The organism is Mycobacterium neglectum (assembly GCF_002591975.1).
Classification (GTDB): domain Bacteria; phylum Actinomycetota; class Actinomycetes; order Mycobacteriales; family Mycobacteriaceae; genus Mycobacterium; species Mycobacterium neglectum.
Window position 1 is genome coordinate 255,350 of record NZ_NVQE01000002.1, and the last position, 14,800, is coordinate 270,149.

The following is a 14,800-nucleotide window of genomic DNA, read 5'->3' on the forward strand; positions in this document are numbered from 1 at the left end:
ATCATGACGCAGAACCCGAACCTGGCCGCCCTGTCCAACGCCGGCGTCTCGGTCTGGCTCGACGACTTGTCGCGTGACCGGCTGCAGACCGGCAATTTGCAGGAGCTCATCGACACGCGCAGCGTCGTCGGAGTGACGACCAACCCGTCGATCTTCCAGGCCGCGCTTTCGAAGGGCACTGCCTACGACGATCAGGTCAAGGAGTTGGCCGAGCGTGGCGCGGACATCGACGCGACGATCCGCACCGTCACCACCGACGACGTCCGCAATGCCTGCGACGTACTGACCAAACAGTACGAGCAATCCGGCGGGGTCGACGGCCGGGTGTCGATCGAGGTCGACCCGCGGCTCGCGCACGATGCCGACAAGACCATCGCGCAGGCCATCGAGCTGTGGAAGATCGTCGACCGGCCGAATCTGCTGATCAAGATTCCGGCAATGGAAGAGGGCATACCAGCCATCACCGCCGTGATTGCCGAAGGCATTTCGGTGAACGTCACGTTGATCTTCTCGGTGGAACGGCACCGGGCGGTCATGGACGCGTACCTCGCCGGCCTGGAGAAGGCCAAGGAAGCCGGCCACGATATCTCCAAGATCCATTCGGTCGCATCGTTCTTCGTGTCCCGGGTGGACACCGAGATCGACAGGCGACTGGAAGAGATCGGATCGGAAGAAGCGCTCGCACTGCGCGGTAAGGCCGGAGTCGCGAACGCGCATCTGGCCTATGCAGCCTACGAAGAAGTGTTCGTCGGTGGTTCACGCTTCGAGGCGCTGAAGGCCGCCGGAGCGCGAGTCCAGCGGCCGCTGTGGGCGTCGACGGGGGTCAAGAATCCGGACTACTCCGACACGCTCTATGTCACCGAGCTCGTCGCGCCCAACACGGTGAACACCATGCCGGAGAAGACGATCGATGCGGTGGCCGACCATGGCGTCATCACCGGCGACACCGTCACCGGCAAGGGCGACGAGGCGCAGGGTGTGTTCGACAAGCTGGAGGCCGTCGGCATCGATCTCCCGGACGTCTTCAAGGTGCTCGAAGACGAGGGTGTCGAGAAATTCGAGAAGTCGTGGCAGGAGTTGCTCGATGCCACGCAGGAACAGCTCGACGCCGCCAAGAAATGAGCGGATGGCGTAATCCGCTGCGCGACAAGCGCGATAAGCGGATGCCGCATATCGCGGGTCCGTGTGCGGTTGTCATCTTCGGCGTGACGGGAGACCTGGCACGCAAGAAGGTGATGCCGGCGATCTACGACCTGGCCAACCGGGGACTACTGCCCGCCAACTTCGCGCTGGTGGGGTTCGCCCGGAGGGATTGGTCGGACGAGGATTTCGCGAAGCTGGTCTTCGACTCGGTCAAGGATCACGCTCGGACGCCGTTTCGCCAGGAGGTCTGGGACCGCCTGGCGGAGGGAATCCGCTTCGTGCAGGGCACCTTTGATGACGATAAGGGCTATGAGCGGTTGGCCGAGTCGCTCGACAAGCTCGATGCCGAGCGCGGGACGGGCGGCAATCACGCGTTCTACCTGTCGATTCCGCCCAACGCGTTCCCCGTGGTGTGCGAACAGCTGAAGAAATCCGGGCTCGCGAACAAGCGGGAGGGCTCCTGGAGCCGGGTGGTCATCGAGAAGCCGTTCGGCCATGACCTGCAGAGCGCACGGGAGCTCAATAGCGTGGTGAACAGCATCTTCCCCGAGGAGTCGGTGTTTCGCATCGACCATTACCTCGGCAAGGAGACGGTTCAGAACATCCTGGCATTGCGCTTCGCCAACGAATTGTACGAACCGATCTGGAACAACAACTACGTCGACAGCGTCCAGATCACGATGGCCGAGGACATCGGTCTCGGTGGCCGTGGCGGCTACTACGACGGTGTTGGCGCGGCCCGTGACGTCATCCAGAATCATCTGCTGCAACTGATGGCGCTGACGGCCATGGAGGAGCCGGTCAACTTCGGGCCGGGTGACCTGCAGGCGGAGAAGATCAAGGTGCTGTCCGCCACCCAGGTGATGCAGCCGCTGGATCAGACCACCGCACGCGGTCAGTACGCCGCGGGATGGCAGGGCGGCGAGAAGGTCGTCGGGTTGCTCGAGGAGGAAGGGTTCTCCAAGGATTCGACCACCGAGACCTACGCGGCGATGGCCCTGGAGATAGACACCCGTCGCTGGGCGGGCGTGCCGTTCTTCCTTCGCACCGGAAAACGGTTGGGCCGCAGAGTCACCGAGATTGCGTTGATCTTCAAAAGGGCGCCGCATCTGCCCTTCGACAAGACGATGACCGAGGAACTCGGCCAGAACGCCTTGGTGATCAGGGTGCAGCCCGATGAGGGCATCACCACGCGGTTCGGCTCCAAGGTGCCCGGCAGCGCCATGGAAGTCCGCGACGTGAACATGGACTTCTCCTATGGTTCAGCGTTCGCCGAGGACTCCCCCGAAGCCTACGAGCGGCTCATTCTCGATGTGCTGCTCGGCGAACCGTCACTGTTCCCGGTCAACCGGGAGGTCGAGTTCTCCTGGGAGATACTGGATCCCGTGCTCGACTACTGGGCGTCGCACGGTAAGCCCGAGGCTTACGAATCCGGCACGTGGGGGCCCGAGTCGGCCACAGAGATGCTGCACCGCATGGGGCGTGAATGGAGGCGGCCGTGATAGTCGACCTGCCCGATACAAACACAAACGACATCAACAAGAAGATCACCGGCCTTCGCGAAGAGGGTGGCGCGATCACGCTGAGCCGAGTGCTCACGCTCGTCATCGCACTCCACACCGATGATCTGCTCGAGGACTCCATCCAGGCCGCCAACTTCGCCAGCCGTGAACACCCGTGCCGGGTGATCGTGGTGGTGGCGGGTGATCGGGACGCGAAAGAGCCTCGTCTCGACGCACAACTGCGCGTCGGCGGTGATGCGGGAGCGGGCGAAGTTGTCGCCCTGCACCTGCACGGCGAAATGGCCGACCACGCCAGCAGCGTGGTGCTGCCGTTCCTGCTGCCCGACACCCCCGTGGTGGCTTGGTGGCCTGCCGGAGGGCCTGACAATCCGTCGCGAGACCCCCTGGGACAGTTAGCGATTCGCCGGATCACCAATGCGACGGATTGCGCAGATCCGATGGCAGCGATCAAGGGGCGCCTTGCCGGCTACACCTCAGGCGATACCGATCTGGCGTGGGCCCGCATCACCTACTGGCGGGCGCTGCTGACGGCTGCACTCGATCAGCCGCCATACGAGCCCGTCACCTCGGCGGTCGTATCCGGGCTTCGCGACGAGCCGTCGCTCGACGTCCTCGCGGGCTGGCTCGCCGCCCGAATCGACGGTCCCGTGCGGCGAGAGGTCGGCGACCTGAAAGTGGAACTGATCCGCAGCAGCGAGACCATCACATTGCGCAGGCCGCAGACCGGTGTGACCGCGACGATCAGCCGGACCGCCAAGCCGGACTCCCTGATCCCGTTGGCCCGCCGGGAGGCCAAGGAGTGCCTTGCGGAGGACTTGCGCAGGCTCGATGCCGACGAGATCTACCACGAGGCGCTGGAGGGAATCGAGAAGGTGCAGTACGTATGAGCACTGTCATCGAGAAGTACTCGGATACCGCCGCTTTGGTGGCAGCTGCCGGCGATCGACTCGTGGCATCGATCACCGACGCGATCAACGAACGGGGCCGTGCGCTCATCGTGCTTACCGGCGGGGGCACAGGGACCGGGCTGCTCAAGCGGGTCCGCGAGCAAGCCGACGGGATCGACTGGTCGAAGGTCCACCTGTTCTGGGGCGACGATCGCTTCGTTCCCGCCGATGACGACGAACGCAACGAGAAGCAGGCGCGCGAGGCGTTGATCGATCACGTCGATATCCCCGCGGCCAATGTGCACGCAATGGCACCCAGCGGTGGCGCGTTCGGGGACGACCTCGACGCTGCTGCGGCGGCGTATGGGCGAGTGCTGGCCGAGAATGCCGACGAAGGCCAGCCCGAACCCGATTTCGATGTCCATCTCCTCGGCATGGGCGGTGAGGGACATATCAACTCGCTGTTCCCCGATACGCCCGCCGTTCGGGAATCCAGCCGATTGGTGATCGGCGTGAACGACTCCCCCAAGCCGCCGCCGCGACGAATCACCCTGACACTGCCCGCTGTTCAGCGGTCGCGTGAGGTTTGGTTGGTGGTGTCTGGCGAAGGAAAGGCCGACGCAGTCGCCGCTGCGGTCGGGGGTGCCAGCCCCGTCGACGTACCCGCTGCCGGTGGTGTCGGCCGCGAGGCGACTGTGTGGCTCCTCGACGAGGCCGCGGCTTCCAAGCTCTAGGTCGCCGAGGGCGCTCGGTCGCCGTTGGCCAGTCGAGTTATCCCCAATCGCTGTTTTGTCCACAGGCGGCGTTGACCTGCTTGCTTCCGTTGTTGGCGCGATTACAGTCGAATGCATGTTCGATCACCTCGTCGATGCCGCCCTCACCAGCAGGGCTTCGGCTGCGGTGGGGGCGTGGGCGCGGGTGGAAAACGCCGCGTGCGCGCGGCGGCTGTCGGCGATGGCCGATGAACTCGACGCGATGCTGGCCGCTGATGGTTCTGCCGAACGCGAGCAGTGGTGTCTGGACAACTGGGACGCCGTGGCCGCCTCGGTGGGCGCCGCCCAGAACGTGTCGTTGGGGGTGGCCGCCCATCAATTGTTGATCGCTGACGCGCTGCGCCACCGGCTGCCGCGGGTGGCCGAGGTGTTCGCCGCCGGGGCGATCACCTACCGGATGGTGGCCGCGGTCGTCTCCCGGACCCGGCTGATCAAAGACACCGATGCGCTGGGGAAGGTGGATACCGAGATCGCCGCCCACATTGTGGGGTGGGGGTCGTTGTCGGTGGATAAAACTCAGACCGAGATCGACTACTGGGTGGACCGCTACGACCCGGCGGCGGTGCGGCGCAGCGAAGACCGGGTGCGGGGCTGTCATGTCGATATCCGTGAACCCGACGAGGGGACCGCCGATATCGAGGCGCGGCTACTCGCTACTGATGCTGAGGCGTTGGATCAGCGGTTGGAGGCGATGGCGGCCGCGGTGTGCGAGGGTGATCCGCGCACGCTGGATCAGCGTCGCGCGGCCGCCCTGGGCGCCTTCGGGCACGGCGCCGACCGGCTGGTGTGCGCGTGTGAGAATCCCGACTGCGACGCCGCCGGTGTCCAGCCGAGCACGGTGGTCGTGCACGTCGTCGCCCACGAGGAGTCGTTGGCCGATGACACTGCGGCCCAGTGGGACGGCAAAGAAGAGCCCGACCCCAACGCCACGCAGTGGACGGAGATGACCCTGCGGGAAGCGCTGACCGATCGGCGGCCACCACCGACCGGACCCGCGGCCACCCCACCGGCGGCGCTGATGGGTGGTGGCATGCTGCCCGCCCCGTTGTTGGCGGCCAAGATTGCGGGTGTCGCCAAGATCGTGCCGATCCGCCACCCCGGCGACAAGCCTCCAGAACCGCGCTACATTCCCTCTGCGGTACTGGCGACGTTCATCCGGTGCCGCGACATGACGTGTCGGTTCCCGGGCTGTGATGAACCCGCCCAGCATTGCGATATCGACCACACCATCGCCTACCCGGCGGGCCCGACCCAGGCATCCAACCTCAAATGTCTGTGCCGAAAACATCACTTACTCAAAACATTCGGCGACTGGCACGACCGCCAGTGGCCCGACGGCACCGTCATCTGGACCTCCCCACACGGGCAGACCTACACCACCCATCCCGGCAGCCGAATCCTGTTCCCCACCCTGTGTGAACCCACCGCCCCGGCGAGCCCACGCGGCGATGTCCACACCGACACCACCGCGGGGACCGCCCGCACGCTGGCCATGCCCCGACGCACAACCACCCGAGCCCACAACCGCACCCAAGCCATCAACAACGAGCGAGCACGCAACCAACCCCTGGTCGACGCAAAAGCCCCCGAACGAAACAGACCCCCACCGTTCTGAGCACAACCGCGCGGTTGCCGCACTCATCGGGCAGGCCCGCCCATGGTCCGATCGCTGTCGCCGTCCCGAAACCCCGCGTCATAGTCGGCGGCTTGCCTCGCCGAATCCGTTGCGAGAGTTCTGCGCCACCGATCACCTGGGCATTGGCGGGACGGCGTCTCCCCTCCGCACGTCGTCACATCAGATCAGACGACCAGTCCGCCTCGGTGGTTCCCGCCCATGTGGTCAAATGGCCGAATGGTGGACAAGGGTGGCGGTAAGCCAGGCCCACGGAGTGGCCGGGAACGGATCCAGAAGCTGGCGCAGGCCGCACTCAACGCCGACGTCACGGTGGAGCAGGTCGACACCATCCTGGCCGGGCTGACGGCGACGCTGTCCGACCTCGACAACTCGACCGAGAACCTCGACGCAACGTTGGAGCGCTTCAACGACACGATCAGCCGCATCAACGAACTCGCGCCGCGCCTCATCGCGGTGGTGGACCGCCTCGAGGGCATCGTCGACCGCGTCGAGCGCATAGTCGGCATCGGCGAATCCGTCATATCGCCGTTGGCCGCGACCGAGCAGGCCGTCCGCGGCGCGGTGAACAGGGTTCGCAAGACCACCGGCCTCTAGTGTCGGCGAACCTCCCGGTTCCCGAGCCCCCGGTCGCCGAGGGAGTAGGCCTTCCCTGGGACGTATCGGTCGACGACGCCGTCGCCGCGATCGCCGCAGCGCGCGCTCGTCACGGCGACACATTCGCCGTATACAGCGGGAACGAGCACTACCTATTCACGTTCTCCCCCAAGGGCGTCGAAGCGTTCTACGGTCTCCCCGAGGAGAAGGCCAGCAAGGGCGTCGCCGACTACCTCATGCTGCGACGCAAGCTTCCCGACGAGATCTTCGACGGCAGGCGCGTCCTTCCGACTTCGTTGTTCCGCCGAGATGACGTCGCCTCGTATCTCGCCAACCTCGACCGCGCCTTGGCGCATACGGAGGCCGAGCTGGGATCCGAAGGGACCGTGGATCTCTTCGGACTCACCCGCCGTCTGGGACACCGGATGGGCTTGGCGTCCTGGGCGGGACCGGGCTGCGCGGAGGGAACCCCGTTCGAGCGGCTGGTGCTGGCATTCGAAACCCTCGACGGTTCGGACGCGTTCGTACATCCCGATGCGATGGCGGCCGTCGCGGCTTCGGATAAACAGGCCGAGCGATCCGCACTTGAGGACGTGGTCGCGGTCATCGAAACTGCCACGCGTGCATTGGATTCCAACGCTGTGGTCGAAGGCGATCTGTTCGGCCGGATAGTGAATGCCTGGGCATCGGAACCAGATGACGTGCGACTGCGCGGAATCGCACTCGATGTAGCGCTGATCCACATCGCCTCCATGTCGAACCTCATGGCCGCGCTGGGCTGGGCACTCGTCGACCTGCTCGAACACCCGATGCCAGCCCAGCGGGTGGCCAGCGGTGACCACGAGTTCGCCCAGCGGTGCGCACTGGAGAGCACCCGGCTCGCGCAGCGGTCGATCATGTCGCGCTCCGTCCTGACTCCCGTCGACCTCGACACCGGTGACCAGACCTACCGCGTCCCCGCCGGCTGGACCATCGCCACACTGTTGCCGCTTCTGAATACCTCGGCCGCACCGGACCTGCAGACCTGGGAGCCCAACCGCTGGCACCGATATCGGCTCGCCGATGCGGCATCGCTCGCGTCGCCGATGTTGGTCACCGCATTCGGACACGGTAAGCATTCATGTCCCGCTCAACCGTTCTCGCTGGCTGCGATGACAGCGGCGATGACCCGCCTGCTGAACACCTACGAGATGACTCCGGATTGGCCGAACTATCCACGGCCGGTGCCTGCCCAGATCGGTGGTGTCGCGCGATCCGCCGATCCCTGTCCGGTGAACTACGTCTGCCGTTGATCAGACGAAATCGGAACCGCCGTCGACGTTCACGGTGGCCCCGGTGACATAGCCGTTGCGTTTCGACGCCAGATAGACGGTGATCGAAGCGATCTCTTCGGGCAGGCCGGCGCGGCCGAGATCGCACGGCTGGTGAAAGTTGTTGTCGATCCATGTCATCACGTCGATGGGATCTCCTGCGTCGAGCCCGTCCGCGGCAAGAATATCGGAGAGCGCTTCGGTGAAGCTTGCCGTGACGATGGTTCCCGGGCAGACGCAGTTGACCAGAATTTCGTCCTTGGCAAGGCTTTTCGACAGATTCTTGGTAACACTGCTCAGCGCCGCCTTCGATGCGGTGTAGGCGACGATGCGTGGATTCTGCCGCTGAATCGAGTGGGCCGACAACGTCACAACCCTCCCCCATTCCGCGGCCCGCAGCATCGGCAGCGCAGCCCGGATCGACCGCACCCCCGACATCGCGCCCAACGCAAACGTCTCCTCCCATTGCGCGTCGTCCATGTCTTCGAAGTAGCCATCGCCCGGCCCGATCGTGTGGACCAGGCTGTTGAGCTCACCCCACCGCTGCGCGACGGTCTCGAAGCCCGCGGCGATCGACCCGGCATCCGACATGTCGACGCTGATTCCGACCGCATCCGGTGAACCGGCATCCCGAAGCTTCGCCACCGCTTCGTCGAGGGCATCAGCGCCCCTCGCCATCACTGCGACCTTGGCACCCTCTTCTGCCAATGTCGTCGCAATGGCCAGGCCCATTCCCTTGCTGCCACCCGTCACGACGGCCGTCGATCCCGTCAAACCCAAGTCCATCGAGTCACCTTCCCTGGGGATGTACGACGCCGAGTCCGCGCATGCAGAAACGGACGACCTGTTCGCGAACGTCATGTTGATCGCAGTCGCCGGTCGTCCATTGGCGCTCGGTGCTCGCCCAGATCGCGCCATGAATCGACAATGCGTCGGCCGCCGGATCGATATCATGGAAAAGCCCAGCAGCCCTTCCCTTCTCGAGCTGCTCGACGAGCGGCCTCAAGATCTCTGCGTAGGCATCGCCGATCAACTCGGGTGCCGCGAACATCTGCGTCTGCGCCTCCAGCGACATCTGCCGCAGGTCAGATCGGATCTGTTCGTTGAACGCCAGGTCCAGGCGTCCTTCGATCCACGCCACGACCGCGTCCGCCGGATTGGACGCCGCCGCCATCTTCCGCTTCAGCCTGCGCATCTCGATCCGTGCGAATTGCAGGAATACCGCGGCCACCAATGCGTCTTTCGAATCAAAATGGCGATAGAAGGCGCGGGTGCTCAGCGCGGCGCGATCGAGCACCCGCGCCACATTGACCGCCGCGATTCCCTCGTCGCGCACGATCTCTGCGGCGGCCTTGACGAGTGCGTCGCGCACTCCGGGGTCGGGGTCCAGCTTCTTGCGTCTGCGCCTGACGACGGTGTCCATCACGCGGTGGCCTCGTAGGCTGAAAGGTAGTCGGCGAAGGACTCGTGGACCTGCTCCCGCGTCAGACCGTAGTCGGCGAGATCGTAGGCGTGCTCACCGCGCGAGCCTGGCCGGTGCCCATCGGCCCAGTGGAGCACCCGGCGGCGGGCCTCGCCCGTGAAGGTCAGGCCCAGCCGCTCATAGCCATTCTCGAGCGTGCCGATCGGATCGGCGTTCAGGTCAGCGAAGGAGACATCGACGAACCGGCTGTCGCCGAACCGCCTTCGGAATTCCATCGCTCGCCGGACACCTTCGGCCCAGCAGCCCAACTGCTCGGCGCCGAGTTCGTGCGCATCGTCGCGGTCACTGCTCCAACTGCGTACGTACTGGATCAGGCTGCACACCGAGGCCAGGACCTTTGCCGGATCTCGGTGACTCCACAGGAACTTCGCGTTCGGATACGCCGCAACCAGCGCATCGAGCGAGAACATGTGCACCGGTGTCTTCAGGTGCCAGAGGGTCGGCGGACAGTGCCACTGAAGGAGTTTGAGCACCTGCCGGTGGAATGTGTACGTCTCGCCCATGTCACAGTGCATCAGCCATGCCAGGTACCCGGGGACCCGCACCACCCCGTCGAAGTGGAAGGTTCGGAAACTCATACCCATCAGGTCCTGGCATTCGGTCGCGGCCTGCGGCTCGGAGTTCATCATGGTCCGCATGCGCGGAAACATGCTGTCCATCATGGCGATTCCTTCGGCCGCCTGGGCGATCCGCGGATCGTCGTGCTGGGTTGCTCCCTCCGGTGGTGGTGTGCACGCCTGCGACTCCCACATCCGCAACGAGCGAAACTGTGGATCACTGGCCACCAGTTGGCTCAACGCCGTTGTACCGGTGCGTGGCAAACCGATCACGAACACCGGGCCGCCGATGACTTCGTCGTCGATCTCGGGGTGCTGCTTGTAGGTGTCTATGATCCGCAGCCGCTGGATGAGGGCGTTGCTGATGGTGGCGTGCTGAATCACCCCGCCCATCTCGTTGAGGTCGGCTTCGTCGTTCAGCGCGTCGACAGTCCGCTCCAGCCCCTCGCGATAGTAGGCCGAGCCGAAATCGTCGAGACCGGTGGCAACTCGTGCGCCGTCTTCGAGTCCGTCCACCGTGAACGTCATGCGGAGAACCTTTCGTGAACAGCGCGCCTGCGCGCCGCGACGATGTTCGTCCGCTCCTCGGGACTCACTGTCGCAAAACCGGAAGGCAACTCCGACGACACGTCGGCGAACTTGACGACCCGTGCGCTCGGCGTCGGCGCAGTCTCGGTTCGCACACAGCGCAGGATCATCGCACCGTTGCTATGGCCAGCGGTATCAAGCCAATTCGCGATACCCGGATCGCGCGAGCTGATGACCACACGGAGGATTCCGTCGGAGTCGATAGCCGCCTGATGCGCATTGAGGCTGGACTGATGGCGGCCGTAGTGAATGGTCTCCCACCATTGATTGCCCAGCGAGTAGCTCCAGTACACGCCGTCGGGCGGCTCGACCTCCAGGATCAACGCCTCGTCGGGTTGGAGTTCGTAGCGTCCGATGACCGGGCGGTTCTCTGCCGCGGCACCCATGTCGGAACGATCGATCGGCGGCATGAACGCGTTCGCAGGCGGACTCGCGTTGAAGTCGAGGAAGAACTTGAGGTTGTCGTGAACGAACTCTCCCAGCGCGTGGATCTGCCGCGACACCGCGACATCAGCTGCCACCGAGCGGCCTTTCGGCTCGACCTCGTCGCCGATGCGCTCGATCTGTAGCACCGACGGCTGCTCGGTGTCCCAGTCATAGAAGAAGTGCCGCACCACCAGCGTGGGATGGTCACCGCCCAGGCGCATCCAGTTGCCCTCGTGCTCGTCGGCCGAGAGCACCACCTCGAAGTCTCCGTCCGCGTCCATTTCGAGGTCGTCCACCAGACAGTTGGCGGTGGACGCGATTCCGTTCATCGTCTGCAATCCGACATAGCGTGCAGTGCCGCGATTACCGAAAAGCCGATATGTCTCGCCACCGCGCAGCGCGGCCCGCAGGTACAGGCAGTCCGGACACTCCATGCCCCAGGTCAATATGTCGTCGGTGCTCGTCCTGGTCACGGCCAGCACCGGATCGGGCTCGACCCGTAGTGCCTCGTCGACACCGACCGCCAGCAACACCATCAGGTGCCTCATCCCCGACGCGTAGTCGACGGTGTTGCGGTTGACTTCGCTGGACGCGACGAGCTCGCCCGCGGCTTTCAATCGATCCAGCAGATACGCCCAGGCCACAGGCAGCTCATCCGCGCCGCCACCCTGCCCTGACAGGGTCGCCTCGGCGATGGCGAACGGCAGCCAGGCCATCGGGTTTGCGTCGCTCACACATCTCTCCAGTCCGCTTAAATGAAAACATAGTTTTCAGTTAAGAACCCACTGACTGTGACATCTCGCCGCCGGCGTGTCAACGATCGGATCGACGGCGTCGAGAATCGTGCCCCTCGATCGCGACAGCGCGACGTCCTAGCCGCTGTTGCGCAGCGCGGTCGCCAGTCCACTCATCGTGAGCAGGATGCCGCGCTGGACGAGCTCGTCGTCATCGCCGGATCGGTAGCGCCGCAACAGTTCCACCTGAAGATGATTCAGCGGTTCGAGATAGGGGAAGCGGTTGAACACCGATCGCGCCAGCGCCGGGTTGTCGGCCAGCAGATCGTCCTGACCGGTGATCAGCTTGTACATCCGGATGGTTCGGGTGTGCTCGGCGACGATCTTGTCGAACACCCGCTGTCGCAACTGCTCGTCGGACACCAACTCCGAGTAGCGCGCCGCCAGGCCCATATCGGACTTCGCCATCACCTGCGCCATATTCGAAAGCACGGTCCGGAAGAAGGGCCACCGGCGATAAAGATCGCGCAGCACCTCCAACCGCCCGTCGCCCTCGTTGATCCATTCCTCGAATGCGGTTCCAGTGCCGTACCAGCCGGGCAGCATCACTCGTGACTGGCTCCAGGCCAGCACCCATGGAATCGCGCGCAGATCGGAGATCGCAGTGGTGGGCTTACGTGAGGTCGGCCTGCTGCCGATGTTGAGTGCGCCGATCTCGCTGACGGGGGTGGACTCCTTGAAATACTCGACGAATCCCGGTGTTTCGTGCACCAGTTCGGAGTATGCGCGCTGCGCACGGGCGGCTAGATCGTCAAGCACCTCGTAGGCAGGACCGGCGGCGTCACCGAGGCCCTCGATGTCGAGGAGCGTGGCCTCCAGAGTTGCCGCCAACAAGGTTTCGAGGTTGCGGTGCGCGATCTGCGGCTCCGCATACTTGGCGGCGATCACCTCACCCTGCTCGGTGATTCGAAGCGACCCGTTCACCGCTCCCGGCGGCTGCGCCCGGATGGCGTCGTAGCTGGGTCCACCACCGCGCCCGACGGTGCCTCCGCGACCGTGGAAGAGGCGCAACCGGATTGCCGTCTTGCGAGCAGACTCCACCAGGTCGAGCTCGGCGCGATACAGCGCCCAGTTGGCCGCGAGGTATCCGCCGTCCTTGTTCGAGTCGGAGTAGCCCAGCATCACTTCTTGGCTGTCCCCGCGGGCGGACGCGATGGCGCGATACACCGGGAGGTCCAGTGCCTGCTCGAGAATCGATGAGCCGCGTTGGAGGTCGTCGATGGTCTCGAAGAGCGGCACGATCCCGACGGGTGCGTAGACCTCCGTCCCGGAGACGTCCAACAGACCGACCTCCTTGAGCAGGACGGCGGCTTCGAGCATGTCGGACACCGACTGGCACATCGAGATGATGTAGTTCGGCACGGCTTGCGGCCCGAACACCTTGACCGCGCGCGCGCCCGCCGCAACGATATCGAGTTCCTTGCGCGCCAACTCGGATAGCTCGGCGCCGTCGCCGATCAAAGGCCGGCGGGTGGCCACCTCTGCGGCGAGCAGTTCGACGCGGTCCGGTTCGGCCAACGAACGGTAGTCGGCATGTACACCCGCCCATGCCAGCAGCTCGGCGATGACTTCCTCGTGCACATCGGAGTTCTGCCGCATATCCAGCCCGGACAGGTGAAACCCGAAGACGTGCACGGCTTCCCGAAGTCTGGACAACCGGTCGTCGGCCAGCACCGCGCTGCCGTTGGAGCGCAGAGACTCGTCGACGACGTCGAGGTCGGCCAGGAGTTCGGCAGGCGTCTGGTATCTGTCGAGCCCGAGGTCGAGTTCGTGCTCCGGCTGGCGGTCGAGGATCTCGAAGGCCGTTGTCGTCAGGCGCGCATGGATGACTCGCAGCGCGCGGCGGTACGGCTCGTCCGCGCGAGCGGGCTCATCGCACTGACCGGCCAACGCAACGAGCGCGTCACTGACTTTCACCAGCCGCGCAGACATCGACAGTTCCTCTTCGAGCGCGGTGATCTCGGTGAAGTAGTAGTCCAGAGCCGTGTAGGCGGCGCTGCTGGTCGCCAGCCGCACTACCTCGGCGGTGACGTTCGGATTGCCGTCTCGGTCCCCGCCGATCCACGAGCCGGGCCGCAGAAAGGGCTCGCTCAGCAATTTGCTATCGGGCCATCGGGACTGCAGCGCGTTGCGCACCTCGGCGTTGACCTGCGGGACGACGTCGAAGAACGCCGAAGGGTAATACCGCAGGCCGGTTTCGATCTCATCCTGGATCTTCAACCGGGACAACCGGATCAATGCCGTCTGCCACAGCGTGAGAATGTTGCGGCGTAGTTCCCGCTCGATGCCGCGGCCGTCGTCGGTGCGCTGGTGCCCGTTCATTCGCAATCGCATCAGTTCGGTGATGCGGTGCTGGGTGTCGAAGATCGTGCGCCGACGAGTTTCGGTGGGATGCGCCGTGATCACCGGTGATACCAGCGCGCCGGCCAACGCGTCGGCCACTGTCGACGCATCGAGCTTGGCCGAATCCAGTTTGGCGTACGTCGCTGCCAGGGTGCTGTCCTGCGGTGGCTCTCCTGCGCCGACGTGGATCACCCGCCTGCGCTCACGGTGAATGTCCTCGGCGACGTTGGCCAACAGAGCGAAGTGGGTGAATGCGCGGATGACGGGGATGGCCTGATGAATGTCGATGCCGTCGAACATGGAGCTCAGCTCGGCACGATCGATCTCGGAGCGTCGCACCCGGAACGACTCCACGCGGGCGCGTTCGACGAGGTCGAACACCTCCTCGCCGTTCTGATCGCGAACGGTCTCGCCAAGGATGGCACCCAACAATCGGATGTCTTCGCGCATCGGTTCGGTGGCCTCACGGCCGACCTTCGTGCGCTGCACCGAACCAATGGGTTCCAACCCGCCGACCTCTGCCATGTCCCCAGTATCGGTTGCCCGCCTATTGGGCGCATGACGAGTCCGGCACAATCCAGACGGTGACCGGCACCCGCAGCCGGTAAGGGATGTACTAGACGGTATGGGGGCGACTTGAGGCCGAAGGCCTCGGGCTGCAATTGGACGTGGGTTGCCGGTGACGAGTGAACACTCGCACCGGTAGAGCCACAGTTGCAGATCAGGAGGCCTCCGGTGAGTTT

The 14,800-nt window shown here is 64.8% G+C and carries 12 protein-coding genes; 7 read left to right on the forward strand and 5 right to left on the reverse strand.

Annotated elements, in window-relative coordinates; all coding sequences use genetic code 11:
- The 7 genes from tal to CSQ99_RS03255 all read left to right on the forward strand — a co-directional run bounded on the left by tal (position 1) and on the right by CSQ99_RS03255 (position 7,848).
- On the forward strand, positions 1-1,122 hold the full coding sequence (gene tal / locus CSQ99_RS03225; RefSeq protein ID WP_176560855.1) for a transaldolase: 1,122 nt from the start codon (positions 1-3) through the stop codon (positions 1,120-1,122).
- Positions 1,119-2,645 (forward strand): glucose-6-phosphate dehydrogenase, encoded by a 1,527-nt coding sequence (zwf, locus tag CSQ99_RS03230; protein WP_099037589.1) that lies wholly within the window; start codon positions 1,119-1,121, stop codon positions 2,643-2,645. Before tal ends, zwf begins: the two co-directional genes overlap by 4 nt.
- Positions 2,642-3,553, forward strand: a complete 912-nt coding sequence (gene opcA, locus CSQ99_RS03235) for a glucose-6-phosphate dehydrogenase assembly protein OpcA (RefSeq protein WP_099037628.1) — start codon at positions 2,642-2,644, stop codon at positions 3,551-3,553. The genes zwf and opcA overlap by 4 nt, the downstream gene beginning before the upstream one ends.
- On the forward strand, positions 3,550-4,287 hold the full coding sequence (gene pgl / locus CSQ99_RS03240; RefSeq protein WP_099037590.1) for a 6-phosphogluconolactonase: 738 nt from the start codon (positions 3,550-3,552) through the stop codon (positions 4,285-4,287). The genes opcA and pgl overlap by 4 nt, the downstream gene beginning before the upstream one ends.
- A 115-nt stretch (positions 4,288-4,402) precedes the next feature.
- Positions 4,403-5,941 (forward strand): HNH endonuclease signature motif containing protein, encoded by a 1,539-nt coding sequence (locus CSQ99_RS03245; protein WP_099037591.1) that lies wholly within the window; start codon positions 4,403-4,405, stop codon positions 5,939-5,941.
- Between the two features lie 237 nt (positions 5,942-6,178).
- On the forward strand, positions 6,179-6,556 hold the full coding sequence (locus tag CSQ99_RS03250; RefSeq protein ID WP_099037592.1) for an ATPase: 378 nt from the start codon (positions 6,179-6,181) through the stop codon (positions 6,554-6,556).
- The gene (locus CSQ99_RS03255; RefSeq protein ID WP_099037593.1) at positions 6,556-7,848 is read left to right on the forward strand and encodes a cytochrome P450 family protein; all 1,293 of its coding nucleotides are present in this window, start codon (positions 6,556-6,558) and stop codon (positions 7,846-7,848) included. Before CSQ99_RS03250 ends, CSQ99_RS03255 begins: the two co-directional genes overlap by 1 nt.
- Here the strand turns inward: CSQ99_RS03255 and CSQ99_RS03260 are convergent, their stop codons facing one another.
- The 5 genes from CSQ99_RS03260 to ppc form a co-directional block, all read right to left on the reverse strand.
- On the reverse strand, positions 7,849-8,652 hold the full coding sequence (locus tag CSQ99_RS03260) for an SDR family NAD(P)-dependent oxidoreductase (protein WP_099037594.1): 804 nt from the start codon (positions 8,650-8,652) through the stop codon (positions 7,849-7,851).
- Between the two features lie 4 nt (positions 8,653-8,656).
- A complete protein-coding gene (locus tag CSQ99_RS03265) occupies positions 8,657-9,289 on the reverse strand; it encodes a TetR/AcrR family transcriptional regulator (protein ID WP_099037595.1) in 633 nt (210 codons plus the stop codon).
- The gene (locus CSQ99_RS03270) at positions 9,289-10,434 is read right to left on the reverse strand and encodes a sulfotransferase family protein (protein WP_099037596.1); all 1,146 of its coding nucleotides are present in this window, start codon (positions 10,432-10,434) and stop codon (positions 9,289-9,291) included. Before CSQ99_RS03270 ends, CSQ99_RS03265 begins: the two co-directional genes overlap by 1 nt.
- The gene (locus tag CSQ99_RS03275) at positions 10,431-11,654 is read right to left on the reverse strand and encodes a DUF1214 domain-containing protein (RefSeq protein WP_245908642.1); all 1,224 of its coding nucleotides are present in this window, start codon (positions 11,652-11,654) and stop codon (positions 10,431-10,433) included. Before CSQ99_RS03275 ends, CSQ99_RS03270 begins: the two co-directional genes overlap by 4 nt.
- Positions 11,655-11,792: 138 nt before the next feature.
- On the reverse strand, positions 11,793-14,582 hold the full coding sequence (gene ppc, locus CSQ99_RS03280; protein WP_099037597.1) for a phosphoenolpyruvate carboxylase: 2,790 nt from the start codon (positions 14,580-14,582) through the stop codon (positions 11,793-11,795).
- Positions 14,583-14,800 lie beyond the last annotated feature (218 nt).